Here is a 23,473-nt window from a genome sequence, read left to right on the forward strand (position 1 = left end):
CTTTTATTTTTCATTATGATAAAAATTTACAAAAAATTAAGTAAATAAAATTACAATGAAAAGATTAATATTTTTAAAGGAGATTAAATGAAAAGAAGAATGATTCTTAAGGTCGGTGTCGCTTCTTTGGCGGCTTTATGTCTTAGCGTTTCTAGCTTAAGTGCGAAAGAGGCGTTTAATTTCCCAAAAGATAAGCAAAAAGCCCTTTTACTTTCAAGTTCTGGCTATAAGGATACGGGCTATTTAAATCACGCTCTTCCTTGGCTTAAGGAATTTGTGGAGAAAAATAAGCTCAAAGGCAAAAAAGTCGCTTTTATCCCTTATGCTGGGGTTAGAAAGAGTTATGATGCTTATGAAGCACAGGTTAAAAAAGCACTTGAAAGTCTTGGTTATAAGTGTGCATAAGGGTAAAGCCGCAGATATAGTTAAAAGTGCGGACGCCATTTTTGTAGGCGGTGGAAATACTTTTGAGCTTGTCAATCAGCTTTATAAAAATGAACTTGTAGAATTAATCGCTAAAAGAGTGAGTGAGGGTGTGCCTTATGTGGGCTGGTCGGCTGGCTCAAATGTCGCAGGTGCCACTATGCAAACAACAAATGATATGCCTATCGCAGAGCCTGAGTCTTTTAACACTTTCAACATTTTCCCACATCAAATTAATCCGCATTTTATTTCAGGAAAGCCTGTGGGACATAATGGCGAGAGTAGGGAGGAAAGACTAGAAGAATTTTTAATTCTTAATCCAAAATCCATCGTTTATGCTCTTCCTGAGGGTGTAGCCTTACTTATCGATGGTAAAAAAGTTAAGGTTTTGGGTATGGATAAAAAAGCTCCACTTTTAAAGTTAGAGCATAAAAAAGACATCTCTAAAATCGCCATAGATAGCGAATTTAACTACTAAAATATGAGGCAATGCTATATGCACTGCCTCACTTGTTTTTTAATTCTTCTATAATTTTTAGTAAGCTTTCAAAAGAATCGATAGCTTCGGGCTTGATTTGATAGCTGCCATTGACGACAAAAGCCGGTGTTCCGTAGTTTTTAGCGACTCCATTAGCCCACTCAAAACGCTCTAAAAGCTCTTTAGCCTCTTTTGTATGGATAAAATCTTTTAGTTCTTTTTCGCTGATTTTAAGCACACTAAGTCCATTTTGCAAAAAGCTTTTTTCGTTTTCAAAATCTTTTGTAGCGACAACTTGTCCCTTTTTATTCATCAAAAAGTATTTTTCAAAATACGCCTTTGCTAAATGATGAGCTAGACTATCTTGGTAACTTGCATCTTTTTTATTTTGCCTATCTGTATGAATAGCATAAGCAAAAAGCTCATTTAAAAGCGTGCCAAATTTCGCATCAGCTATACTTATGGGATAAATTTCATAAGATAAATTTGGAATTTTCTCCCTTAAAGCCTCAAGAGTGCCAAATCTTTGATGATTATAGCAGTGGATACACTTATAAGAAAAAACCTCAATGAGAGTATTTTTCGTCTCAATTTTATCCTTAAGCGTGATATAATCTTGCGAAAAGGCAAAAGACAACGCACAAAAAAGTGTCAAAATAGATTTTTTTAACATAAAAACTCCTTAAAGATAAAAAAAATTGTAGCAAAAATTCCTAATTACGCAAGTAAAATCAAACCTAAAAAAAGAGCAAGGCTTACAAATTTAGCTCTTAAATTAAGTTTTTTAATAAAAAATAAAAAAAATATGATTAAAATAAAACTAAAAATAAGCAAAGAAGCCTCCGCCATACTAATAAACTCAAATTTTGGCACTAAATACCATCCTTGCGAATAAAAATCGACAAAAAAATCTTGCAAAGTGCTTAAATTCACATCGTTAGGGGGCATAGGCGCATCCAAAGCACAAATGCCTGTCGGTGCAAAAAAAGATGGGAAAAATCTATCTAAAGGCAAGTTAAAAGCAAAACGCGGATAGGTCGAACAAGAGGCTAAAAAAGGGTTATTTGAAAGTAGGGCAGAGTGCATTTGCATTAATTTTAAAGAGGCTTTTACTCCATAAAAAATTCCAAAAAAGGCTAAGGTAAAGCCCAAAAATTGAATAGATTTAAATGAAAGAAAAATGAAAGAAAGTATTAAAATACAAAAAGCCAAACGCACATAAACACACTGCTCGCAAGGACGCATAAAAAGATAATTTTGAAAAAAAGTATGCGATAAAAGCAAACAGAAAATACAAAGGCAAAAAAGCAAATAATAAATTTTCTTTTCATCTAAAATCAAAATGAAGCTCCTTTTTTTAAAATTATAAAAAACTTAAACTAATAAAAAAAGAAAGAGTGAGAATAGGGCAATTTTGACTTATTTTATCATTAAAAAATTTTATCAATAAAATAATAATATTGATAATTTTTTAAAAAATCATATTTTCAAATTTCATCTTAGAAAATTTAAAAAGTAAAATATAAGTTTTCAAAATGCAAGAGATTTTACAAAAAATATTTTGTCAAATTTTATGGATAAGTTATTTTAACGCAAAAGTTAAAAAGATATATATCCTATAAAATAGAGATTAAAGGAGATATTTAGAGTGAAGCTTTGTGTGTTTTAATAAAAGTTTGAAAATTATAGTTTTCAATACAAAATTATAAAATTTAACAAATTTTACCTTTAATCATAAAATTATATGATTAAATTAAGTTTTATTTTATAATTTTTTTAACTATTATTATAAATTATTCATAAATTCAAATTTGCTTTAAAAAGCCTTTCGTTACTTTTTTAATACTAAAATAGCTTTTAAAAAATTTAAGGCTTAATGATGAAATATCCTCTAGATTGTGAAGAGAATTTTGAAAAATCTCTTTTGTTTTGGCTTACTAAATTTGTAAAATATAAACTAAGCTCCCTTTCCAATAAAGAGCTTAAAAATCCAGCCATTTTAGCGGAGGTTAATTACGCCTTAACACAAATTCCAAAACACATTAATGCTCTTGATGCCCTTGTCAAAAAGGCTAGAAATGCCGGTCTTACAGGAGTAAGCACCTATTTTAATCCCCTAAAAAAGCTTTTTGAGTATTTAAATTTTTACAAGCTCCACTCTCTTAAGCAAATTGATGAAGAGCTTATCGTAGAGGTTTTAGCAAGTATCACGGGGGCTTTATCGGATGCAAGTAAAAAAAATTACCGCATTGCCGTGATGAATTTTTTTGATTTTTTAAATAGACAAAATGAAGAGGACTCTAAAGCCCATATTTTCGATATTAATCTCAAAAATTGGGCAGGTGTCTCTGGTGCTAGAGGTGTGAAGCTGCCTGAATTTATGAGCGAAGATGAGCTTAAAAAATTTCTTGAAGCTATCGATAGTGCTGACTTTAAAGCAAACACCATACGCAATAAGCTTATCATTAAAATCATCATTTTCACAGGCATAAGAGTGAGTGAAGCTTTACATATAAAGCTTAAGGACATTAGCGAAGAAGATGGCTTATATCACATAAGAATTCACGCCAAAGGTAATAAATATCGCCTCGTGATGATAAAAAAAGAGCTTATTTCCACTTTACTTGATAATGTTAAAATTAATTATCTTAGTCAAGACTCCCTGCTCTTTGTCAATAAAAAAGGCACTCCTCTCACCCAAGCTTATGTGAGTCGTATAGTCGAGCAAATACTTTTTAAAGCAGGCATTAGAAAGCAAAAAAATGGCGCTCACATGCTTCGCCATACTTTTGCCACTCTACTCTACAAAAAGCAAAAAGATCTCGTTTTAGTTCAAGAAGCCCTAGGACACGCTAACTTAAATACTTCACGTATTTATACGCATTTTGATAGTGAAAAATTAAAATTAGCCGCTAAAGTCGCTGAAGAATTGAGTAAAAAATGAAATCTTATGCTATAATTCACACTTGCAATATTTTATAAGGTTTTTTAATGAAAAATTTAAGCGTTCAAGAAAAAAAAGATTTGGATAATTGCGTTTTTAAGGCTTTAGGCTCAAAAGAGCAGAATCTTTGGCAAATTCTTAGTCATTTTTTCTTAAAAATTAAAGCGTTTTTCACTCCAAAACATACAATCTAAATTCGTTTTTAGTATAAGAAAGCTCTTTAAAAGCTGGAGATGAGATAAAAAATTTACACTTTTTATCTAAATTTTCTATGCCATAAATTTTCATCTTCATCTTATTTTCTTTAAAAAGCTCTATGCCAACACAAGCTTGGTTGTTAATCTTATAAAGTAAGGTTCCACCATTTTCATCAAGCTTTAAAATGCTTATATTTGGATCTTTTGTCATAGCTTTATCAAGTTTTAATCTAAGCTTATAATACACCATAATGTCTCTCATCACTTTTTTTAAAGATAGAAGCTCTTTTTGAAGTGCGGTGTCATCTTGATGATAAAGGCTTAGGAAATCATTATTTAAAAAATCTAAAAAGCTCTTATCCTTAGCCAAATTTTCGCATTTTATAGAATTTTTTATCACTCTTACTTCTTTAGAATCTATAAGAATTTGTAGGCAAAATTTTTCATTTTGATAGAAATCAACAAGCTTTACATCGCTGATTTTAAAGCCCTGCCCTGCCCTTTTTTCATAAGCAAAATCGCTAAATTCCTCATAGATATTTGCCAAAAGCATTAAGGGTAAACATAGACTTAAAAAAAATTTCACTCAAAACACTCCCCGTGATGTTTTCTTAGATATTCCACTACTTCTAAAACCTCCTCTACGCCCTCGCTTTGTGAGTTTTCAAGCACAGAGTCGATATTATCAATATAAAGCCCAATAGCCTTTTCAAGCTTATCTTTTTTAACCCCAGCATATAAAAGCATAGCCTCCAAAACGATGCTTAACTCATATCTTAAATCTTCAAGTTCCTTAGACATTTTCCGCCTCCCTTTTCAATTCTTTCGCCCTAATCAAATCTATTATTTGCGCTTTGATGAATTTATAATTTGCACTTTCTTTAAAGCCTACAAAAAGCCCTCCACTAGCATTTTTATGCCCTCCTCCGCCGACTAATCTTTTAGCCATTAAGCTCACATCAATTTTGCCATTTGCTCTAAAACTTAAAGTTTTTCTCGAGCTTACATCGATGAAAAAGTCAAAATCAGGATTTTGCACTAAAAAATCATTGCCTATTATGGAGGTATTGCCGATATTTGAAGTTAAAATTCCCTTACAATTTTCATAATAAATCACAAATTCTTCCTTCATCAAGCTTAATTTTTCCACTATGAAATAAGAAAGTAAATTTGCCAAAGTATCATCAGGCTTTTTTATCAAAAAATAATCCTTTTTGATAAAATGCACAGCATTATCAAGCAAAATGTGAGCATTTTCTTTTTCTATAAATTTTCTCGCTCTCTCAAGCAAAAAAAACATATAAAGCACATTTTCTTTTTGAAACATGACGCGATTAATCTCTTTTGCATTAGCAATAAGCCCTAAAAAAACTTTCCCAAGCTCAAAATACTCATCATCTTTAAGCCAAATATCCACCGCATTAACAACCCTTACAAAACGCTCTAAATTCTCATCTTTAAAGCAAATTTTAGAAAAAAAGTCATAAACAATCTTAGCCGCACAACGCGAACTATCCAAAAAATACCAATCATATTTTTGCATACACTCAAAGCCACTTTGATGATGATCTAAAAGCAAAAGTTTAATGCCTTTTTCTTTGCAAGTTTTCTCAAATTCCTCACATTGTGTAAGGGTTAAATTTAAATCACTAATGAGAAGCAAAGCTTCGTTTTCTTCATCTTTTTCAATATCGTTTAAAATGCTTGTAAAATTTTCATTAATCTCTTTGCCATAATTAGAATTATAAAATTTCACATCTTTAAAATAAAAATTGACAATATATTGACACGCATATCCATCTAAATCCGTGTGTGAGAGATGATAAATTTTCATTTTTTATCCTTAAAATTCGACCTTAATGATGCCTTCTGTGTTTAAATTTGTATTTTCTGTGATTTCAGCAAAACTTATAACGACAATGTTAATATTAAAATTATGACAAAGCTCGGCTAAAAATTTGCGAAGCTTAGACTCCACACAGAGTAAAAAAGGCTTAATACGACCGTTTGAAACGGCGTCATATTCTGCCTTTAAAGTGTCGATTAAAACCGCTGTTTGTGCCACACTTAAAGGCACATGATAGCTCCCATCTCTAAACTGCACCAAATCACACAAAAACGCCGAAGTCGCAGAGTCTAAGATGAAAAAATCTACAATCCCCTTTTCGTCCATATACATATTTGTAATAACCCTCGCAAGAGCGGAGCGAACATGCTCTATAATCATATCAGGACTCTTACTCACTTCAGCCACATCACTCATCGTTTCAAGAATGGTAAGCATATCTTTAATCGGTATGCGGTATTTTAACAAGTCCTTAAGCACCTTTTGCACTAAGCCCACAGAGATATTAGACTCCTCAACTATCATAGGGTAGTCCTGTTGCACTTTATCGAGCATATTTTGCACTTCTTGACGTGTTAAAAGCTCACTAGCGTGCTTTTTGATAAGTTCTGTCATATGCGTTACAATCACACTAGCAGGATCAACCACAACATAGCCATTTAAATTTGCCTCATCTTTATTACTTGGATCAATCCAAACGGCATTAGAATTAAAGGCTGGTTCTTTTGTCGCTATACCTTCCATTTCTTCCGTTACAAAGCCTGCATCAACGGCTAAGACTTTATCAGGGTAAATTTCAAAAGTCGCTAAAGACACGCCTTTAAGTTTGAAATTATATTTATTAGATTGCAATTTTAAATTATCTCTAATGCGAATTTTAGGCATTAAAAAGCCAAGACTTTGAGCGATATTTCTACGCATAGAACGAATTCGCTCGGTTAGCTCTGTTTCAGCAAGTTTAATGAGTGCATAGCCAAGCTCAAGTTCTAAAATTTCAACCTTTAAGATGTCATTGATCTTCGCTTCCTCTTCCCTTAAAATTTCCTCTTCACTTTTCTTTGCCACAGGCATAGCAGTAGCTGTTCCACCAACTCCTCCCATAGCACTTGCGGCGGCTGGCTTAGTTTTTTTGACATTAACAATGTCGATTTTACCCTCTCTTACTTGTTTAGTTAAATAGCCAAGACTCAAAAAAATTAAAGCCATAAAACCAAGCGAAAGTGTAGGAAGACCTGGCACCAAAGCAAAGATAAATAAAATAAAACCCACAATCAAAAGCGTGCGATACTCACTTAAAAGTTGAGTGAGTGAGCCTTCTGCAAAATTCTCTTCATCTTTACTTGCGCGCGTGATAATGATAGCGGTGGCAGTAGAAGTGATGAGTCCTGGAATTTGAGAGACAAGCCCATCGCCTATGGTAAGTATGGTAAAGGTCGCCGCAGCGTCATTTAAGCTCATATCGTGCTGAAAAGAGCCAATAAGAAAACCGCCTATGAGATTAATGATTGTGATAATAATCCCAGCAACAGCATCGCCTTTAATGAATTTAGAAGAACCATCCATAGCTCCGTAAAAATTCGCCTCAGCTATAATTTCTTGGCGTCTTGCTCTAGCTGTTTGCTCATCTATCAAGCCTGCATTTAAATCCGCATCGATAGCCATTTGCTTACCCGGCATAGCATCCAAAGTAAAACGCGCTTGGACCTCCGAAACTCTCGTGCTACCTTTAGTTACAACCATAAAATTAATCAAAACTAAAATAGAAAAAACAACTACACCGATGACATAATTCCCCCCAACGACAAATTCCCCAAAAGCAGCGATAATTTCACTAACAGCATCAGCTCCATTTTGCCCTTCACTTAAAATCATTCTTGTTGTAGCAATATTTAAGGCTAATCTAAAAAGCGTGATAATAAGAATTAGCGTAGGAAAGGTCGTAAGGTCTGTGGGCTTTGGTATATAAATTGAAATAAGTATGATTAAAACAGAAAGAGCTATACTTAAAGCCAAAAAAAAGTCTAAAATAGGTCCAGGTAAAGGAACGATGATAATGGCTAAAATACAAACGATAAATATAACAATCGTTATGCTTTTTGCTTTAATAATGGGCGCAATTAAAGGACCCAAAAAAGGAAAAACAAAATCTAGAGTTTTCTTTTTAGCCATTATTTTTAATAATATCCTCTAGAGTAATGGAATCTAAAAAATTATCAATTTTTTGCTGTAAATTCATAAGCACAGATAAAAGATGACAATTTTCCTTCTGGCTAGGGCAAACTCCACCACTACACTCAAAAACGCTAACTTCCTTTTTTTCAGCACTTGCTAAAATTTCTTTAAGCGTGTAGGCTTTTGGCTCTCTAACAAGACTAAAGCCCCCCTTTGCACCCTTATAAGAGTGAAGCAAACCGTCTCTTGCTAAATTTTGCAAAATTTTCGCCAAAAAACTTTTAGGGATTTCAAGCTCAGTCGCCATAGTATCGACATCACAAGGGGTAGATTTAGAAGAGATATAAATCAAAGAAAGCAAAGCATACTCACTAGCCTTAGTTAAAAGCACAAATTCTCCTTAAAATAAATTTAGGTATTATAATAAAAAAAAGTTTCCATAGTGTTAAGAGGTAAAATTAAGCTTATTTTTTGCTTTTTAAAGTATAATTCCCACTTTAATTCTACCAATCAGGAGGTCAAAATGGCTTTGGATTCGGCTAAAAAAGCAGAAATTGTTGCGAAATTCGCCAAAAAGGCAGGAGATACAGGCTCTACGGAAGTGCAAGTGGCACTTTTAACAGCTAGGATTACCGAGCTTACAGAACATCTTAAAATTTACAAAAAAGATTTTTCTTCACGCTTGGGACTTTTAAAGCTTGTTGGTCAAAGAAAAAGATTGCTAAACTATCTTAAAAGAAAAGATTATCAATCTTACATCAAAATTATCACAGAATTAAAACTTAGAGATAAGTAAAAGCCTTATTTAAGGCTTTATCCTCATTACAAATGGATATACAAACACTTGAAACAAAAATCGCTTCTTTAGAAAAATTATCTTGTAAATTTAAGCTAACTCAAAGCGTAGAAATTACCACCGATAAAAGTCAAACAAACCTAATAAAAGAACTTGCCATAGCCCTTAAACCTTGGCGTAAAGGTCCTTTTAAAATAGATGATCTTTTCATCGATACAGAGTGGCAAAGCTTTATCAAATTTGACATTTTAAAACCTTTTATGTGTAATATTAAAGATAAAATAGTCGCCGATGTGGGATGTAATAATGGCTATTATATGTTTAAAATGCTCGAATTTTCTCCCAAACAAATCATAGGCTTTGACCCATCCTTAAAATATCATCTACAATTTAAGCTTATCAATGCTCTAGCAAAAACCAACATTAAATTTGAGCTTTTGGGGGTGGAGGATTTACCTAATTATGCAGTAAAATTTGATGTGATTTTCTGTCTTGGTGTGATTTATCATAGAAGCGACCCTATCAAAATGCTTAAGGATTTAAAAAAAGCTCTTAAATTAGGAGGCATTGTTTTTTTAGATACGATGTATATAGAAAGCGATGAGGAAATAGCACTTGTTCCGCAAAATACCTATTCTAAAATTCCAAATATTTATTTTGTTCCTTCCATTAAAGCTTTGAAAAATTGGTGTTTAAGGGCTGGCTTTAAAAATTTTGAAGTTTTAGCGACTAAAAAAACAGACAAAGAAGAGCAAAGAAAAACAGCTTGGATAGATTCTTATTCTTTAGAAAATTTTCTTGATCCTGAAAATGAAAATTTAACTTGCGAAGGCTACGAAGCACCAAAAAGAGTTTATGTGCGTTTAAGGGCGTAAAGCCCTTTTTTAAGCGTGAGGCTTTGTTTGTTTAGCGTATTGAATACCCAAATCAAAAGCCTTAGAATTCGCATCACGAGTCTTAGGTGGAACCATATGAAGCATAGTTTCTTTTAAAACATCAAGATCAATGCAACGGCTCATATAGGCAGCTATAGCTAAGGCAACGACTGATTGTGTAGCGACATTACCCACTTCTTCTTTAGCTATGGTGATAATAGGGATTTCAAAAATTTGCCATTTTTTATAATCCTCTTCCTCAGGATGCACTAAATTCGGCTCAATAACTATAATGCCTCCCTCCTTTACTCCACCCCTAAAGCCCTTATAGCCCTTATCTGCTGTTGAAAGCATAAAATCAACTTCCCCCTCAACAGCGTAAGGAAATAAAATTTCCTTTTCATCGATGATAATATCGACCTTAGTAGGACCTCCGCGCACTTGAGAAGTATAAGTAGAAGCCTTAAAAGCTTGACGCCCTTCTTTAATCGCCGCCTCAGCTAAAATTTCACCAGCAGTGATAACGCCCTGTCCGCCCTCACCTCCAAATCTTAATTGATACTTCATTTTAAAGCTCCTAAATCCACCATTCTTTTTTCTTTTGCTGCTTTACGCACTTCTTCATAAGCGTGGCAGTATTCAGGCTGGGTATTATCCTCGTGCAAAACGCCTGTTGGAAATTTATCTCTTCTTTCTTCAAAATCCATTGCCTCAAATTTAGATTTATCAACGACACGATTTTTAATCCAATCAAGCATAGCCACCGCTTCGCCCATTTTATTTTTACGACCTAAATTAATATGGCAGTTTGAAAACACATCGACAAAGCTATAACCCTTATGTGCTAAAGCCTTATAAATTAAATTTTCAAGTTTCGCTGCTTCGATTACATTGCCTCTTGCTACAAAGGAAGCTCCTGCTGCCTTAGTTAATTCACAGGCATCAAAATTTGGATCAATATTTCCAAATTGTGCGGTAACAGTGTAAAAGCCTTTTGGTGTCGTAGGGGAGGTTTGTGAATTTGTAAGACCATAAATAAAATTGTTAATCACAATATGCGTTAAATCAATATTTCTACGGCAACCGTGTATAGTATGATTTCCACCGATAGCTAAAGTATCGCCATCTCCACTGACTACGATAACATGTTTGCTAGGATTAGCAAGTTTTATGCCTGTAGCATAAGCGATTGCCCTGCCGTGTGTAGTATGCACAGTATTGCAATTTACATAAGAGCTCATTCTTCCACTACACCCTATACCTGAAACCAAACATACATCGTCCATATTCCAGCCTAATTTTTGAATCGCTCTAATAATGCATTTTAGCACAACTCCATCGCCACAGCCCCAGCACCACTGAGTTGGGAGTTTATCTACTCTTAGATATTCATCATAATCAAATGCCATTTTACAAATTCTCCTTTACTTTAGCGATGATTTCACTCGGTGTGATAGGGCGTCCATTAGCTCTATGAAGCGAGATGAAGTCTTTTCTCGAGCTAACTCTCTCAATTTCTTCAAGGTATTGCCCCATATTTAGCTCACTTACCATAACTTTTTTAAATCGAGCTACAACCCCAGCGATTTTCTCCTCCGCCACAGGATAAAGTGTAATAGGACGGAAAAGCCCTACTTTGATACCCTCTTCTCTCAAGCGGTTAATCGCCTCTTTAGCCGAGCGGCTCACACTTCCATAGGCTATAATTAAAAATTCAGCATCATCTAGCATATATTCCTCATAAGCACAAATATCATCTTTATTATTTTTAATCTTGCCTATCAATCTTTCTATATTCTTCTTCACAATAGCACCATCTTCAGTAGGAAAGCCTATATCTCCGTGATGAAGTCCTGTAATGTGATAACGATAACCTTCAAAGAAAGGATTTAAAACCGCCGCTTCATTTTCCCCTGCCGCATAAGGCTTATAATCCTTTTTCTCACCGCTAAATTTTTTGCGGTTAATGATTTTAATATCTTTTAAGTCAGGTAAAATCGCTTTTCCGTTCATATGTCCCACAGTTTCGTCCATAAGCAAAAACACGGGAGTCATATATTTTTCAGCTAAATTGAAAGCTTTAATGGTTTCTGTGTAGGCTTCTTCCAAAGAGGCTGGAGCTATGGCTATACTTGCAAAGTCTCCGTGCGTAGGGGCTTTAGCTTGAAATAAATCGCCTTGAGCCACACGCGTTGGCAAACCTGTCGATGGACCTCCCCTCATAACATTAACAATCACTAAAGGAATTTCCGCGATAAAAGCAAGTCCTATTTGCTCAGCCTTTAAGGAAATTCCCGGACCTGAACTCGCTGTCATTGATTTTACTCCACTCATAGCTGCGCCTATGGCAACACTCACGCCCGAAATTTCATCTTCCATTTGGATAAAAGTGCCATCATTAGCAGGAAGCATATGACTTAACTCGTGGGCAATTTCTGAGCTTGGAGTAATAGGGTAACCTCCAAAAAATTTACACCCGCAATCAATCGCAGCCTTTGCGATTAAAACATTTCCCGTTGCTATAACTTCTCTCATATCTTTTCCTATGCTAATTTTTTGTATTTGTTATTTTTCACCGCTAAAGCTCTTTCTTTGGCTTCTGGGCTAAGCTTAGCAAATTTAAATTCATCTCTTTTTGCTACCATAATTGCAAAATCAGGACAATGCGTCTCGCATTCTGTGCATCCTATACAGGATTCAGGATGCACAACTTCTATCATCTGTCCTAAAACAGCGTGAATATCATCACGCATAGCCAAAACCCCAGCAGGGCAGTAACTAACGCAAATATTACACGCTTTACATCTATGCTCATCAACCCAAACGGGCGTATCTTTTGGAGCGATTATACTCATAAATATCCTTTAAGCTAGTATTTTTTTAATCTCTTCGCCGATTAAAGCTGGAGAATCGACAACATGAATTCCATAGCTTTTTAAAGCTTCTTTTTTTGCTGCTGCACTCTCATCGCTACTTCCTACGATAGCACCTGCGTGTCCCATTCTTTTACCCTTAGGAGCAGTTGCTCCTGCGATGAAAGCTACCACAGGTTTAGTGATACTTTCTTTAATAAATTTTGCCGCTTCCACTTCTAAACTTCCACCGATTTCACCTATCATTACAATAGCCTTAGTTTCAGCATCTTTTTCAAATTCACTTAGTAATTCTTTATAAGCAAGTCCTATAATAGGGTCTCCGCCTATACCTACAGCAGTTGAAATTCCATAACCACTTTGTGCGACTTGATTAGCAGCTTCGTAAGTAAGTGTGCCTGACTTTGAAATTAAACCCACACAACCCTTCTTAAAAATAAAGCCCGGCATAATGCCCAATTTGCACTCCTGCGAAGTGATAATGCCCGGACAATTTGGTCCTATGATTTTCATACCTTTTTTATTTGCATATTGTTTAGCAAACATCATATCTTTAACGGGCGTATGCTCAGTAATCACAACAGCAAGTTTAATGCCCGCATCCGCAGCTTCAATCACACTATCTCCCACTGCAAAAGCTGGCACGAAAATAAGGCTCACATCAGCTCCAGTAGCCTTAACAGCCTCCGCGACAGTGTTGAAAACAGGCTTTCCTAAATGCTCTGTGCCACCCTTAAAAGGTGTTACTCCGCCGACTATTTGTGTGCCATAAGTCATACACTGCTCGGCGTGAAAAGTTGCTTCTTTACCTGTGAAACCTTGAACGATAACCTTTGTATTTTTATTAACTAAAATGCTCATTTTTCTTCCTTATCCTACTAGACTTTTTACAAGTTCAGCGCCTTCCTTAAGACTAGTCGCTGCTTTAATATTTTTAAGATTTGAATTATCTAAAATACTTTTTGCCTCTGCCGCATTCGTGCCATCGAGTCGCACCACGATAGGAACATTAACTTCGACATTTTTAGTCGCCTCTAAAATTCCATTTGCTATTCTATCACAACGCACAATTCCACCAAAGATATTAATGAAAATAACCTTGACATTTTTATCTCTTAAAATAATCTCAAAAGCTTTAGCCACGGTTTCAGGCGAAGCACCACCACCCACATCTAAGAAATTTGCAGGCTTTGCACCGCTATAATTAATAATATCCATAGTCGCCATAGCAAGACCAGCACCATTAACCATACAAGCAACATCTCCATCAAGCTTGACATAGCTAAGTCCAAATTCTCCCGCCTCACGCTCAGCGTCATTTTCCTCCGTAATATCTCTAAGTGCCGCTATATCACTATGTCTATATAAAGAACTATCATCAAAACTACATTTTGCATCTAGTGCGTAAAAATCACCCTCAGCTGTTTTAATGAGAGGATTAATCTCAAGCATATTCATATCTTTATCCATATAAAGCTTATAAAGCTTTTCTATCATTACGGCAAGTTTTTTACTCTCATCTTTATCAAGTCCTAAAACTTTCGCCACCTCTAAGGCGTGAAAAAGCTTAAAGCCTATTTGTGGGTCTATACCAACTTTAGCGATTTTTTCTGGGCTTTCTTTAGCCACTTTTTCTATATCCATACCGCCTTCACTTGAAGCGATAATGGTAATTTGCTCCGCCATTCTGTTAAAAAGTATCGCCAAATAATATTCCTTAACAATATTTGCTCCACTTTCAATATAGAGTTTTTGAACGAGTTTCCCCTCAGGTCCAGTTTGATGTGTAACCAAAGTCATACCTAAAATTTGCTCGGCATAGCTTTTCACCTCATCAAGACTTTTAGCGATTTTAACACCACCGCCAAGCCCACGACCACCAGCGTGAATTTGAGCTTTAACAGCCCATACGCTACCGCCTAATTCTTTGGCATTAGCCACAGCCTCATCGACACTAAAAGCCACTTTGCCCTTCAGCGTAGCAACGCCATTTTCCACAAAAATTGCTTTTGCTTGATACTCATGTATATTCATTTATTCTCCTTTGTATTGATATTTAATTAGCGATTTTTCTAATTTTTCTTGCTCTTCTTGAGCTAAAGTTAGACACATAATCTCCCTTACGCCCTCAAGTCCTAGTCTAGCCATTACCCCAAAAGCCTTATTTTTAATCCCAAATTCTCCATTTAAAATCACACTCATAGGTAAAAATTCCCCAGAACGCATAGCTTCAAGCATTCTAAGACAAGCACTAGCAGGAGCTAAGTAAGCCGAATTTTTAAGATGTTTGATAACTTTTGCCCCACCCGTTTTTACTTCATTTTCCACATCTTCAAATTCTTCTTCGCTTAAAAGTTCTGTTAATTTGCGATTACCTACGCTTGAATGCGATTTTAACAAAACCATATCATCATTATGAAAGCCCATAAGTCTTGTATCCACACTTGAAGTTTTTACTTTAAGTTTTTTGGCAAGTTCATATTTAAAACGCGCATTATCCAAAACTCCAGCCATAGCGACAATTTTCTTAGCATTAAAAATCCCACTTTCATAAAGGGTATTAAGAAGAAAATCTACAGGATTTGTCAAAATGATAAAAAGTGGTTCTTCATTAAACCTCTTAACTCTTTTAGCGCAATCGAGCATAATATTTGCATTAATTTGCAAAAGCTCATCTCTACTTTGCCCATCCTTTCTAGCCAAACCTGCCGTAAAAAGAATAATTTGAGAATTTTGCGTATGAGAATATTCTTTAGTGCAAATTAATTCTATATCCAAATTTAAAGCCGCTATACTTTGAGAAAGCTCAAGTTCCTTTGCTAAAAGTAAGTCATCATTGATGTCGATTAAGACAATTTCTTTTGCAAATTCTCTCATAATCAAAGCATAAGCAACGCTTGTGCCGACATTTCCAGCACCTATGATGGTAATTTTCATCTTTGCCCTATCTTTGCAATAATATTGTTAAATAAAGCACTAGGACGCATAATTGCCTCAGCTTTTGTATCGTCAAATTTATAATAGCCTCCCAAATCGACTTTGACGCCCTGAGCATTATTAAATTGCCCCCTAATTTCCTCTTCATTAGAACTAAATTCCAAAGCTATATCCTTAAAAAAGCTTTGCAATTCCACATCTTGGGCTTGTCTTGATAGATGATTAGCCCAATACATCGCCAAATAAAAATGGCTCGTTCTATTATCGTCCTCACCGACCTTACGCGAAGGCGTTTTGTTATTTTCAAGCCACTCACCAATGGCTTCATCTAAACAATTAGCTAAAACTTCAGCCTTGTTTGACTTGCATTTTTGTGCATAAAATTCCAAACTCGCTTGCAAGGCTAAAAATTCTCCCAAACTATCCCAACGCAAGTGATTTTCCTCGACAAGTTGCTCCACTTGTTTGGGTGCTGACCCCCCTGCTCCTGTTTCAAACATTGCTCCACCATTTAACATAGGCACAATTGAGAGCATTTTAGCACTTGTTCCAAGCTCTAAAATAGGGAACAAATCAGTCAAATAATCTCTTAAAACATTACCCGTAATGGCAATAGCATTTTTTCCCGCTCGAATAAGCTCTAAATTTTTTAAACAAGCCTCATAAGGTGCCAAAATTTCAATATTTTTACCCTTTTCTTTGAGACGATTTTTAACTAGCTCTATCATTATCTTATCGTTAGCCCTCTTTTCATCAAGCCAAAAAATAGCCTCATCGCCACTTAATTCCTGTCTTTGAATTCCTAAGTCAATCCAGTTTAATATCGCGTCAAATTTAGCTTGATTTGCCCTATAAATATCATTTTTATTAAGCTTATGTTCAAGTAAAACTTCTCTATTTGCAATAATTCTCATCGTGCCATTTTCTGGTGCGATGAAAGTTTTATCGTGTGAGCCATATTCTTGCGCTTTTTTAGCCATTAAACCGACATTTGAAACGCTACCAAGTTTTGCAGGATTTAAAGTGCCATTTTTATGCAAATCTTCAATCACCGCTTCATAAATAGTCGCATAAGTCTTATCGGGGATTAAGGCATTAGCATCTCTTTCTTTACCCTCTTTATCCCAAAGCTTTGCACCATTTTTAAGCATAGCAGGCATAGAAGCATCGACTATAACATCACTTGGGATATGTAAATTTGTAATGCCCTTGTCTGAATTTACCATAGAAATATCCGCACTTTTATCTAAAATTTCGTGATATTTCTTAAGAATAGCATCCTTTTGACTTGAATTTTCCACTTTGTTTAAAAGCTCATTTAAGCCATTGTTTGCATTGATACTTAATTTTTCAAATTCCTCGCCAAATTCCTCAAAAAGCTCTTTAAAATAAGCCCTCACAGCATAACCAAAAATAATAGGATCACTTACCTTCATCATCGTAGCTTTTAAGTGTAAAGAAAAAAGCAGATTTTCATCTTTGCAAAGCTTAATTTGCTCTTCATAAAAACGCATTAATTTTTCTACACTCATGAAAGTTGCGTCCAAAAGCTCGTTTTTCTCAAGCTTTAAATTTTCTTTTAAAATCGTTTTTGTGCCATTTTCGCTAATAAATTCAATATGAGCCAAACAATCATCTTTGATTAAAATCGCTTTTTCATTGGAGAAAAAATCACCATCTTTCATATAAGAAACTCTACTTTTTGACTTTGGATCAAATGGGATAACACGGTAAGGATTATGCTTTGCATAATCTTTCACAGCCTTAGTGCAGCGGCGGTCTGAATTACCCTGACGCAAAACAGGATTTACAGCAGAGCCAAGAATTTTTTGGTATTTTGACTTAATTTGAAATTCTTCATCATTTTTTGGCTCATCTGGGTAATTTGGTAACATATACCCCTTTTTTTGCAATTCTTCAATCGCCGCTTTAAGCTGGGGGATAGAAGCGGAAATGTTTGGAGTTTTAATAAGATTTGCGTCCACTTTTTTGACTAATTCGCCCAAATTTGCTAGAGCATTTTCACACTTTTGCTCTTCCTTTAAGCTTTCGCTAAATTCGGCTATAATCCTACCAGATAAAGAAATATCAGAGCTTACTACTCTTATATTAGCCTTACTTAAAAAAGCTTTGACTATAGGTAAAAACGAGTAAGTTGCAAGGGCTGGCGATTCATCTGTTAGAGTATAGGTAATATGCATCTTTTATCCTTTTTCCTAATATTTCTTCAAAGTATAATAAAATTTCGAAAAAATGCAAGAGCAAGTTTAAACTTTTTTTTAGTTTTATTAATAGAGAAAAAGGCAACTTTTCTTCAAAGAAAAGTTGCAAGCTTTTCTCCAAATTTAATCTTTACTTTTGACTCAAAATTTAAATATCCTTTTTGCGACAAAACGACTATGGTGGAACCTAACTCAAAATTCCCAAGCTCTTCGCCTTTTTTGATACTTAAATTATCATATTTTCGCGTGAAATTATGTGCGAATTTCATATTTGTTTGCACACTTTTATCAAATTTAAAACGCATTTTGCCGACATTTTGTGCTCCAACAAAAACAAGCCAAAAGATGAAATTTTTTTCCACATTTTTACATTTTAAACTCACCCTTTCATTTTGGGTGTAAAGATTTGCTATTTTTAACAAATGTTTTTCATTGACGCTAAAAAGGGCACCACCTGTATAACTAAGACTTAAAATTTGCATATCGCAAGGTGCGTGATAGCGATGATAATCTTTTGGAGAAAGGTAGATATTTGTATAATTAAGTCCATTTTCTAACTCCTCTTTTTCATAATTATCTCTTAAAAGCTCCTCCACGCTATAAGTTCGTCCCTTAATACTAAAAGCAAAAAGCTCATTTTCAGCCAAAAAAGTCTCTCCACTTTGCAAAATGCTTCCATCGCTAGGTGAGATAAAATCATCTTCTAAATTTCTTGGCTTTTCTAGCTTTCTTGTGAAAAGTGCGTTTAGGCTTTCATATTCGCTTGGTTGTTTAAATTCGCTCATATCAATGCTAAAATATTTCACATAGCGTTCATTGATAAATTTTTGTAAAGCTTTAAAAAATTTAAAACCCGCTATAACCCCAAAAATCCTCGAACTATCTCTATCAAAACTCATTTATTGCCCCTTAAATTTAAAATGACAAGCTCACTTTGAGAAAAGGTTCTAAGACTAGGTCCCCAAAAGCCTGCCCCACGACTTACAAAAAGCTGCGTCTTTTCACTCAAAGGATAAAGACCCGAAACAAAGCCTTGTTGAAGCTTTACCAAAAGTGCGAAAGGAAAAATTTGCCCTCCGTGCGTATGCCCGCTTAAAATCAAATCAAAATCACTCACATCATAAAGCTGTGTGGTTTTAGGCTGATGAGCGAGCAAAATACTTGGTTTGCTTAAATTTAAATCCACCTTAGCTCTTGCTAAATCAGGTGCTAAAATGCCCTTTCTAAGTCCAGCTAAGTCCCCTACTCCAGCAATATTCATAAAACCCAAATCAAGTCCCTCATTAACTAAAATTTTCATATTAGTTTGACCTTTTAAAAGCTCTAAAACTTCGTTAATCCCGTGATAATATTCGTGATTTCCCAAAGCATAAAAAGTGCCATAGGTCGATTTTAAATCGTTAAGTTTTGAGATGTAGGGCTTTAAAGTTTCAGGCTTTGCATCGACTAAATCACCCACAATAACGACCATATCGACATTTTTACTATTAACCTTTTCTATAATCTCACTTAGGAATTTTTCGTGCAAATTTTTTCCTAAATGGATATCTGTTAGCATAGCAATTTTAAGTTCTTTTTCTAAATGAGAAATTTTAATATCAACCTCACTAAATTCAGGCACCTTAATCGCACTATAAATGCTAAAATAAGTTATGAAAGCTCCAAATAAAAGCACAAAAATTTCAAAACTCACTTTAAGAAAAGAGGCAATTTTCATAAAACTTTTACCCAAAAGTGCCAACATAAATCTTAAAAAATCCAAAAGTAAAGTTACAAAGAAAAAGCAATAAGTCGGCGCATACAAAGAAGCAAAAAAGCTATACCAAGCGTCATTTAAATACTCGCTTGAGCGAAAAACCATAAAAAAGCCTTGCGCTAAAAAAAGAGCGAAAAGTATCAAGGCAAAAAGTCGCCTTAAATATTTAAGCGTGATGAATTTTAGCACTAATCTTTTGTAAATATAAATATTTGCCAAGCCAAAGATTAAAGTTACACCAAAAGAAAAAATCAAAAATATCATTAAGCCCTCCAAAATAAAATGCGAATTATAACAAGCTAAAATTAAATATCCATATAAACTTTTTTGCTATAATCCCCACTCAAAATACACAATAAGGTTATAAAATGTATCGTTTCGCACCCTCTCCTACTGGAGATATGCACATAGGGAATTTAAGGGCGGCTTTGATTAATTACATTTGCTCTAAGCAAGAGAAAACGGACTTTATCTTACGCATAGAAGATACAGATAAGGCTAGAAATATCGCAGGGAAAGAAGAGGAAATTAAGGAAATTTTAAAACTTTTTGGCATTTCGTGGCAGCATTATTATGTGCAAAGTGAAAATTTGAAATTTCACAGACAAATGGCTTTAAAACTAGTGAGTGAAAAAAGGGCTTTTGCTTGTTTTTGCACGGAAGAAGAATTAAACGCTAAAAAAGAAGCTGCTAAGGCACAAAATAAACCTTACCGCTATGATGGAACTTGTGAAAATTTGCAAGATAGCGATGTTTTAGAAAACGAAAAGCCCTTTGTTATACGCCTTAAAAAGCCAGAAAAAGCGATGAAATTTAAAGATTTTATCAAAGGGGAGCTTTGCTTTGAGCCTGAAAATATCGATAGTTTTGTCATTATGAGAGCGGATAAAACTCCCACTTATAATTTTGCTTGTGCGGTTGATGATATGCTTGAGGGGGTTTCTTGCATTATAAGAGGCGAAGACCATGTTTCTAACACTCCCAAACAAGAGCATATCCGTGCGAGTTTAAATTATGAAAAGCCTATGACTTACGCGCATTTGCCCATTATCCTTAATGAAGAGGGACAAAAAATGAGTAAAAGAGAAGCACACTCTAGCGTAAAATGGCTTTTAGAAAGCGGAATTTTACCGAGTGCGGTGGCAAATTATTTATTATTACTTGGCAATAAAACGCCTTGTGAAATTTTTACTCTTGATGAGGCGATTTTGTGGTTTGATTTAACTAAGCTTTCTAAAGCTCCAGCGAGATTTGATTTAAAAAAGCTCTTGCAACTTAATAGAGAACATATTAAAAAACTTGACGATACAAGCTTAAATGCTCTTTTAAAAACGGATAAAAATTTAGCCCCTTTGGCGAAATTTTATACTCAAGAGGCTAGCACCTTAGTCGAGCTTAAGGAAAAATTAAATGCTATTTTTGGTCCAAAAGATTATAAGGAATTTGAGAAAGAAAGCCTTATTTTAAAAGAAGCTTTAGAAAAATGTGAGCTAAAAGAGAGCTATGAGGAATTTAAACAAGAATTAATAAAACTAAGTGATTTAAAAGGCAAAAATTTTTTTATGCCTTTAAGGATAGTGCTAACGGGTAGCACACACGGACCCGAGCTTAATGAGCTTTATCCTCATCTTAAACCCTTCATAAAAGAACTTGCTAGAAAGACTTAAAATGGATTTTTTAATCATTAGTTTCATACAACTTTTGCAATTTTTAATTAATATTTACACTTGGGTGATTGTGATTAGTGCTTTACTTGGCTGGGTCAACCCAGACCCTTATAATCCCATCGTGCAAATTTTATACAAACTTAGCGCTCCTGCCTATCGTTTAGTAAGCAAAATTCCAACGCGTATAGGAAGTATAGACCTCGCACCTTTAATTATTATTTTAGCATTACGGTTTGCTAATAGTCTTTTAGGCAATTTAATTGTAGGATTTATGTGATGAAAAAGCTTATTTTACTCATCTTCACATTGTGTTTTTTAAAGGCTGCTCCCTACGAGCTAGAAACCCTTAAAAAATATGAAAATTCCATAGCTAAAGATTATTATATTTATAGACTTTTGCAAAATGATGCTCTAGATAAAAAAGAGGCGAAAAATTTGCATACTCACATTTTTCGCTATGTCGGTTCTTTAAAAAAGGAGCTTGATAAACTCGCTCCTATAAAACCTTATGTTAATTCAAAATATGCAAAATGCTACACCTACACAAAAGAAAATATACTAGATGCAAATACTAGCTGTCAAAGTGTGCGTTTAAATTCCCTTGCTTTCATCGCCTCTCTTACGCCAGATACAAGGCAAATCCTTGCAAAAAATTTACCAAATTTTAACACATTACTTCTTGCCTTTAATGAAAAAAATCCTATGAGTTATATTATTAAAAATGAAGACACAAATGCCTTTTTTAAATATTTTAATTATTCTAAAAAAGCGGATTTGAATCTCAATGAAAAATTTGTTAATAAACTTGCCACGCACGAAAATTTTAAAAATTTCGCACAAAATATCATCATCAAAAAAGAAAATGACAAATTCGCCGAGTCGCTTTTAGATGTCAATGCTACCCTTGTAAGTGAAGATAGTGCTTTTTATCTAGGAGTTAATGCGCTTATTTTTGAAGAAGAAGATTTGGCTTATGAATTTTTTAAAAATGCTTACGAAAGCTTTAAAGTGAAGGCAAATAAAGACAATGCTCTTTTTTGGCTGTGGCTTATTAAAAAAGATGAAAAGCATCTAAAAGAACTAGCCAAAAGTCAATCTTTAAACATTTATAGCCTTTATGCCAGAGAGCTTACTAACGCACCTTTTATCGAGCTTAAAGTATTGAAAGCTCCTAAGAAAAAAAGCGATTTTGATATGAGCGATCCTTTTGCTTGGCAAAATCTTGCTAGAAAGATAAGAGATGCCAACTCAAATGAGCTAAAAAAGCTAGAAAAGCATTTTAAAACAGAAAGCACCTTGCCTATTTACGCTTTAATCAAAGAAAAAAGCGACAAAAAAAACTATTTTATTATGCCTTATTATGAATACATAAAAGATTATGAAGCAAAAAGACAAGCCCTTATTTTAGCCATAGCCAGACAAGAAAGTCGCTTTATCCCTACGGCGATTTCGACTTCTTACGCACTCGGCGTTATGCAATTTATGCCATTTTTAGCAAATCACATCGGTCATAAGGAGCTTAAAATTGCAAATTTTGACCAAGATTTTATGTTTAAGCCAGAAATTGCTTATTTATTTGCCAATCATCATCTTAATTATTTGGAAAAACATCTTAATTCACCGCTTTATGTTTTTTACGCCTATAATGCAGGCATAGGTTTCACAAGCAGACTTTTAAAAAGAAACGATATGTTTAAAGAAGGGAAATTTGAGCCTTTTTTATCGATGGAGCTTGTGCCTTACCAAGAAACGCGAATTTATGGGAAAAAAGTTTTGGCTAATTATATTGCGTATCGACATCTTCTGAACGATAATATAAAGATTTCGGATATCTTTGAAAATCTAATTCAAAACACGCAAACTCTAGCGAACAAACCCTAGCTTTAAGAAAATTTTCTTTTTTAAAGCTAGGTAAATAAACCTTAAAATATTTCGTATAGCTATTATTAATAAGATATTTCAAAAGCTCATCATTTGTTTTAAGTGCCTCAACTTGTGCCTCTCTATGATTAATAAAAACTTTTAAACTATGAAATTCTAACAAATGGGGCGTGAAAGACAAAATAAAAATATCCCTTTCGCTCTCCTCATCTAAGGTGGGATTAAGATAACTCAAGGTCGCTACAATATTTAATTCATCAATGCTAATTTTATGTTTTTGTGCGAACATTAATGTTTGCGTTTTTAAATCGACATCTTTTTGCACCTCATTTTTACTTACGCAAGAAGTTAAAAACAAAGCAAAAATTAAAATTATATTTTTCATCAATTTATCCTTTAAAAAAAT

Annotated in this window: 25 protein-coding genes and 1 pseudogene; 8 read left to right on the top strand and 18 right to left on the bottom strand. The window is 34.4% G+C overall.

Translation table 11 applies throughout. The features are described from left to right. Nucleotides 1-87 precede the first annotated feature (87 nt). Nucleotides 88-901 (top strand): annotated as a pseudogene (gene pepE, locus NYG92_RS02510) (dipeptidase PepE). 28 nt (nucleotides 902-929) lie between these two features. On the opposite strand, the gene NYG92_RS02515 reads toward pepE, so the two are convergent. Then, nucleotides 930-1,574 (bottom strand): thioredoxin domain-containing protein, encoded by a 645-nt coding sequence (locus tag NYG92_RS02515; RefSeq protein WP_289233443.1) that lies wholly within the window; start codon nucleotides 1,572-1,574, stop codon nucleotides 930-932. Nucleotides 1,575-1,618: 44 nt separating this feature from the next. Next, nucleotides 1,619-2,242 (bottom strand): disulfide bond formation protein B, encoded by a 624-nt coding sequence (locus tag NYG92_RS02520; protein WP_289233444.1) that lies wholly within the window; start codon nucleotides 2,240-2,242, stop codon nucleotides 1,619-1,621. 538 nt (nucleotides 2,243-2,780) lie between these two features. Between NYG92_RS02520 and NYG92_RS02525 the strand changes: the two genes are divergently transcribed. Next, a complete protein-coding gene (locus tag NYG92_RS02525; RefSeq protein ID WP_289233507.1) occupies nucleotides 2,781-3,845 on the top strand; it encodes a tyrosine-type recombinase/integrase in 1,065 nt (354 codons plus the stop codon). 47 nt (nucleotides 3,846-3,892) lie between these two features. Next, complete coding sequence (locus NYG92_RS02530) at nucleotides 3,893-4,039, top strand: hypothetical protein (RefSeq protein ID WP_004277266.1); 147 nt, start codon at nucleotides 3,893-3,895, stop codon at nucleotides 4,037-4,039. On the opposite strand, the gene NYG92_RS02535 is transcribed toward NYG92_RS02530, so the two are convergent. From NYG92_RS02535 to NYG92_RS02555, 5 genes are read right to left on the bottom strand one after another with little or no spacing between them, the layout of a single operon-like run. Beyond that, nucleotides 4,017-4,595 carry a hypothetical protein gene (locus NYG92_RS02535; RefSeq protein ID WP_270976512.1) on the bottom strand — a complete coding sequence of 193 codons (579 nt, stop codon included), beginning with the start codon at nucleotides 4,593-4,595 and terminating at the stop codon, nucleotides 4,017-4,019. The two genes, NYG92_RS02530 and NYG92_RS02535, sit on opposite strands and share 23 nt — an antisense overlap. Nucleotides 4,596-4,624: 29 nt before the next feature. Further along, complete coding sequence (locus NYG92_RS02540) at nucleotides 4,625-4,843, bottom strand: hypothetical protein (RefSeq protein WP_270982258.1); 219 nt, start codon at nucleotides 4,841-4,843, stop codon at nucleotides 4,625-4,627. Beyond that, complete coding sequence (locus NYG92_RS02545; RefSeq protein WP_289233445.1) at nucleotides 4,836-5,876, bottom strand: DHH family phosphoesterase; 1,041 nt, start codon at nucleotides 5,874-5,876, stop codon at nucleotides 4,836-4,838. The genes NYG92_RS02540 and NYG92_RS02545 overlap by 8 nt, the downstream gene beginning before the upstream one ends. A 9-nt stretch (nucleotides 5,877-5,885) precedes the next feature. Then, nucleotides 5,886-8,057 (bottom strand): flagellar biosynthesis protein FlhA, encoded by a 2,172-nt coding sequence (flhA, locus tag NYG92_RS02550; protein WP_289233446.1) that lies wholly within the window; start codon nucleotides 8,055-8,057, stop codon nucleotides 5,886-5,888. Next, the gene (locus tag NYG92_RS02555) at nucleotides 8,050-8,451 is read right to left on the bottom strand and encodes an Rrf2 family transcriptional regulator (RefSeq protein WP_289233447.1); all 402 of its coding nucleotides are present in this window, start codon (nucleotides 8,449-8,451) and stop codon (nucleotides 8,050-8,052) included. Before NYG92_RS02555 ends, flhA begins: the two co-directional genes overlap by 8 nt. 132 nt (nucleotides 8,452-8,583) lie before the next feature. On the opposite strand from NYG92_RS02555, the gene rpsO reads away from it, so the two are divergent. Both rpsO and cmoB read left to right on the top strand, forming a co-directional pair. Then, a complete protein-coding gene (rpsO, locus tag NYG92_RS02560; RefSeq protein ID WP_004275432.1) occupies nucleotides 8,584-8,856 on the top strand; it encodes a 30S ribosomal protein S15 in 273 nt (90 codons plus the stop codon). A 32-nt stretch (nucleotides 8,857-8,888) separates the two neighbouring features. Next, on the top strand, nucleotides 8,889-9,731 hold the full coding sequence (gene cmoB / locus NYG92_RS02565) for a tRNA 5-methoxyuridine(34)/uridine 5-oxyacetic acid(34) synthase CmoB (RefSeq protein WP_270987945.1): 843 nt from the start codon (nucleotides 8,889-8,891) through the stop codon (nucleotides 9,729-9,731). Between the two features lie 9 nt (nucleotides 9,732-9,740). Here cmoB and NYG92_RS02570 read toward each other — a convergent pair whose 3' ends face one another. The 10 genes from NYG92_RS02570 to NYG92_RS02615 all read right to left on the bottom strand — a co-directional run bounded on the left by NYG92_RS02570 (nucleotide 9,741) and on the right by NYG92_RS02615 (nucleotide 19,783). Then, nucleotides 9,741-10,298, bottom strand: a complete 558-nt coding sequence (locus tag NYG92_RS02570; protein WP_270960295.1) for a 2-oxoglutarate:acceptor oxidoreductase subunit OorC — start codon at nucleotides 10,296-10,298, stop codon at nucleotides 9,741-9,743. Continuing rightward, nucleotides 10,295-11,140, bottom strand: coding sequence for a 2-oxoglutarate ferredoxin oxidoreductase subunit beta (locus NYG92_RS02575; RefSeq protein ID WP_004277258.1), 846 nt, complete (start codon nucleotides 11,138-11,140; stop codon nucleotides 10,295-10,297). The genes NYG92_RS02570 and NYG92_RS02575 overlap by 4 nt, the downstream gene beginning before the upstream one ends. A 1-nt stretch (nucleotide 11,141) precedes the next feature. Continuing rightward, on the bottom strand, nucleotides 11,142-12,266 hold the full coding sequence (locus NYG92_RS02580; RefSeq protein WP_289233448.1) for a 2-oxoglutarate synthase subunit alpha: 1,125 nt from the start codon (nucleotides 12,264-12,266) through the stop codon (nucleotides 11,142-11,144). 8 nt (nucleotides 12,267-12,274) lie between these two features. Beyond that, a complete protein-coding gene (locus NYG92_RS02585; protein ID WP_004275437.1) occupies nucleotides 12,275-12,586 on the bottom strand; it encodes a 4Fe-4S binding protein in 312 nt (103 codons plus the stop codon). Nucleotides 12,587-12,595: 9 nt separating this feature from the next. Next, nucleotides 12,596-13,465 (bottom strand): succinate--CoA ligase subunit alpha, encoded by an 870-nt coding sequence (gene sucD, locus NYG92_RS02590; RefSeq protein ID WP_289233449.1) that lies wholly within the window; start codon nucleotides 13,463-13,465, stop codon nucleotides 12,596-12,598. Between the two features lie 9 nt (nucleotides 13,466-13,474). Then, nucleotides 13,475-14,638, bottom strand: a complete 1,164-nt coding sequence (gene sucC / locus NYG92_RS02595) for an ADP-forming succinate--CoA ligase subunit beta (RefSeq protein ID WP_270976441.1) — start codon at nucleotides 14,636-14,638, stop codon at nucleotides 13,475-13,477. After that, entirely contained in the window at nucleotides 14,639-15,541 is a 903-nt protein-coding gene (locus NYG92_RS02600) for a malate dehydrogenase (protein ID WP_115632824.1), read from the bottom strand. Further along, entirely contained in the window at nucleotides 15,538-17,742 is a 2,205-nt protein-coding gene (locus tag NYG92_RS02605) for an NADP-dependent isocitrate dehydrogenase (protein WP_289233450.1), read from the bottom strand. Before NYG92_RS02605 ends, NYG92_RS02600 begins: the two co-directional genes overlap by 4 nt. A 113-nt stretch (nucleotides 17,743-17,855) precedes the next feature. Then, nucleotides 17,856-18,662, bottom strand: a complete 807-nt coding sequence (locus NYG92_RS02610) for a phosphatidylserine decarboxylase (RefSeq protein ID WP_289233451.1) — start codon at nucleotides 18,660-18,662, stop codon at nucleotides 17,856-17,858. Continuing rightward, nucleotides 18,659-19,783, bottom strand: coding sequence for a metallophosphoesterase (locus tag NYG92_RS02615; protein WP_214140965.1), 1,125 nt, complete (start codon nucleotides 19,781-19,783; stop codon nucleotides 18,659-18,661). The genes NYG92_RS02610 and NYG92_RS02615 overlap by 4 nt, the downstream gene beginning before the upstream one ends. A 104-nt stretch (nucleotides 19,784-19,887) precedes the next feature. Here NYG92_RS02615 and gltX point away from each other — a divergent pair, with 104 nt between their 5' ends. From gltX to NYG92_RS02630, 3 genes are read left to right on the top strand one after another with little or no spacing between them, the layout of a single operon-like run. Further along, on the top strand, nucleotides 19,888-21,186 hold the full coding sequence (gene gltX, locus NYG92_RS02620) for a glutamate--tRNA ligase (RefSeq protein ID WP_289233452.1): 1,299 nt from the start codon (nucleotides 19,888-19,890) through the stop codon (nucleotides 21,184-21,186). 1 nt (nucleotide 21,187) lies between these two features. Continuing rightward, nucleotides 21,188-21,463 carry a YggT family protein gene (locus NYG92_RS02625; protein ID WP_289233453.1) on the top strand — a complete coding sequence of 92 codons (276 nt, stop codon included), beginning with the start codon at nucleotides 21,188-21,190 and terminating at the stop codon, nucleotides 21,461-21,463. Further along, nucleotides 21,460-23,067, top strand: coding sequence for a lytic transglycosylase domain-containing protein (locus NYG92_RS02630; protein ID WP_289233454.1), 1,608 nt, complete (start codon nucleotides 21,460-21,462; stop codon nucleotides 23,065-23,067). Before NYG92_RS02625 ends, NYG92_RS02630 begins: the two co-directional genes overlap by 4 nt. On the opposite strand, the gene NYG92_RS02635 is transcribed toward NYG92_RS02630, so the two are convergent. Beyond that, entirely contained in the window at nucleotides 22,964-23,452 is a 489-nt protein-coding gene (locus NYG92_RS02635) for a hypothetical protein (RefSeq protein ID WP_027304024.1), read from the bottom strand. The two genes, NYG92_RS02630 and NYG92_RS02635, sit on opposite strands and share 104 nt — an antisense overlap. Nucleotides 23,453-23,473 lie beyond the last annotated feature (21 nt).

This window comes from Campylobacter felis (genome assembly GCF_030250085.1).
GTDB classification, from domain to species: domain Bacteria; phylum Campylobacterota; class Campylobacteria; order Campylobacterales; family Campylobacteraceae; genus Campylobacter_D; species Campylobacter_D upsaliensis.

Coding starts and splice junctions, on each gene's coding strand:
- NYG92_RS02515 (WP_289233443.1), bottom strand. CDS start 1,574: ATGTTAAAAAAATCTATTTTGACACTTTTTTGTGCGTTGTCTTTTGCC.
- NYG92_RS02525 (WP_289233507.1), top strand. CDS start 2,781: ATGAAATATCCTCTAGATTGTGAAGAGAATTTTGAAAAATCTCTTTTG.
- NYG92_RS02530 (WP_004277266.1), top strand. CDS start 3,893: ATGAAAAATTTAAGCGTTCAAGAAAAAAAAGATTTGGATAATTGCGTT.
- NYG92_RS02535 (WP_270976512.1), bottom strand. CDS start 4,595: ATGCTTTTGGCAAATATCTATGAGGAATTTAGCGATTTTGCTTATGAA.
- NYG92_RS02540 (WP_270982258.1), bottom strand. CDS start 4,843: ATGTCTAAGGAACTTGAAGATTTAAGATATGAGTTAAGCATCGTTTTG.
- NYG92_RS02545 (WP_289233445.1), bottom strand. CDS start 5,876: ATGAAAATTTATCATCTCTCACACACGGATTTAGATGGATATGCGTGT.
- flhA (WP_289233446.1), bottom strand. CDS start 8,057: ATGGCTAAAAAGAAAACTCTAGATTTTGTTTTTCCTTTTTTGGGTCCT.
- rpsO (WP_004275432.1), top strand. CDS start 8,584: ATGGCTTTGGATTCGGCTAAAAAAGCAGAAATTGTTGCGAAATTCGCC.
- cmoB (WP_270987945.1), top strand. CDS start 8,889: ATGGATATACAAACACTTGAAACAAAAATCGCTTCTTTAGAAAAATTA.
- NYG92_RS02570 (WP_270960295.1), bottom strand. CDS start 10,298: ATGAAGTATCAATTAAGATTTGGAGGTGAGGGCGGACAGGGCGTTATC.
- NYG92_RS02575 (WP_004277258.1), bottom strand. CDS start 11,140: ATGGCATTTGATTATGATGAATATCTAAGAGTAGATAAACTCCCAACT.
- NYG92_RS02580 (WP_289233448.1), bottom strand. CDS start 12,266: ATGAGAGAAGTTATAGCAACGGGAAATGTTTTAATCGCAAAGGCTGCG.
- NYG92_RS02585 (WP_004275437.1), bottom strand. CDS start 12,586: ATGAGTATAATCGCTCCAAAAGATACGCCCGTTTGGGTTGATGAGCAT.
- sucD (WP_289233449.1), bottom strand. CDS start 13,465: ATGAGCATTTTAGTTAATAAAAATACAAAGGTTATCGTTCAAGGTTTC.
- sucC (WP_270976441.1), bottom strand. CDS start 14,638: ATGAATATACATGAGTATCAAGCAAAAGCAATTTTTGTGGAAAATGGC.
- NYG92_RS02600 (WP_115632824.1), bottom strand. CDS start 15,541: ATGAAAATTACCATCATAGGTGCTGGAAATGTCGGCACAAGCGTTGCT.
- NYG92_RS02605 (WP_289233450.1), bottom strand. CDS start 17,742: ATGCATATTACCTATACTCTAACAGATGAATCGCCAGCCCTTGCAACT.
- NYG92_RS02610 (WP_289233451.1), bottom strand. CDS start 18,662: ATGAGTTTTGATAGAGATAGTTCGAGGATTTTTGGGGTTATAGCGGGT.
- NYG92_RS02615 (WP_214140965.1), bottom strand. CDS start 19,783: ATGATATTTTTGATTTTTTCTTTTGGTGTAACTTTAATCTTTGGCTTG.
- gltX (WP_289233452.1), top strand. CDS start 19,888: ATGTATCGTTTCGCACCCTCTCCTACTGGAGATATGCACATAGGGAAT.
- NYG92_RS02625 (WP_289233453.1), top strand. CDS start 21,188: ATGGATTTTTTAATCATTAGTTTCATACAACTTTTGCAATTTTTAATT.
- NYG92_RS02635 (WP_027304024.1), bottom strand. CDS start 23,452: ATGAAAAATATAATTTTAATTTTTGCTTTGTTTTTAACTTCTTGCGTA.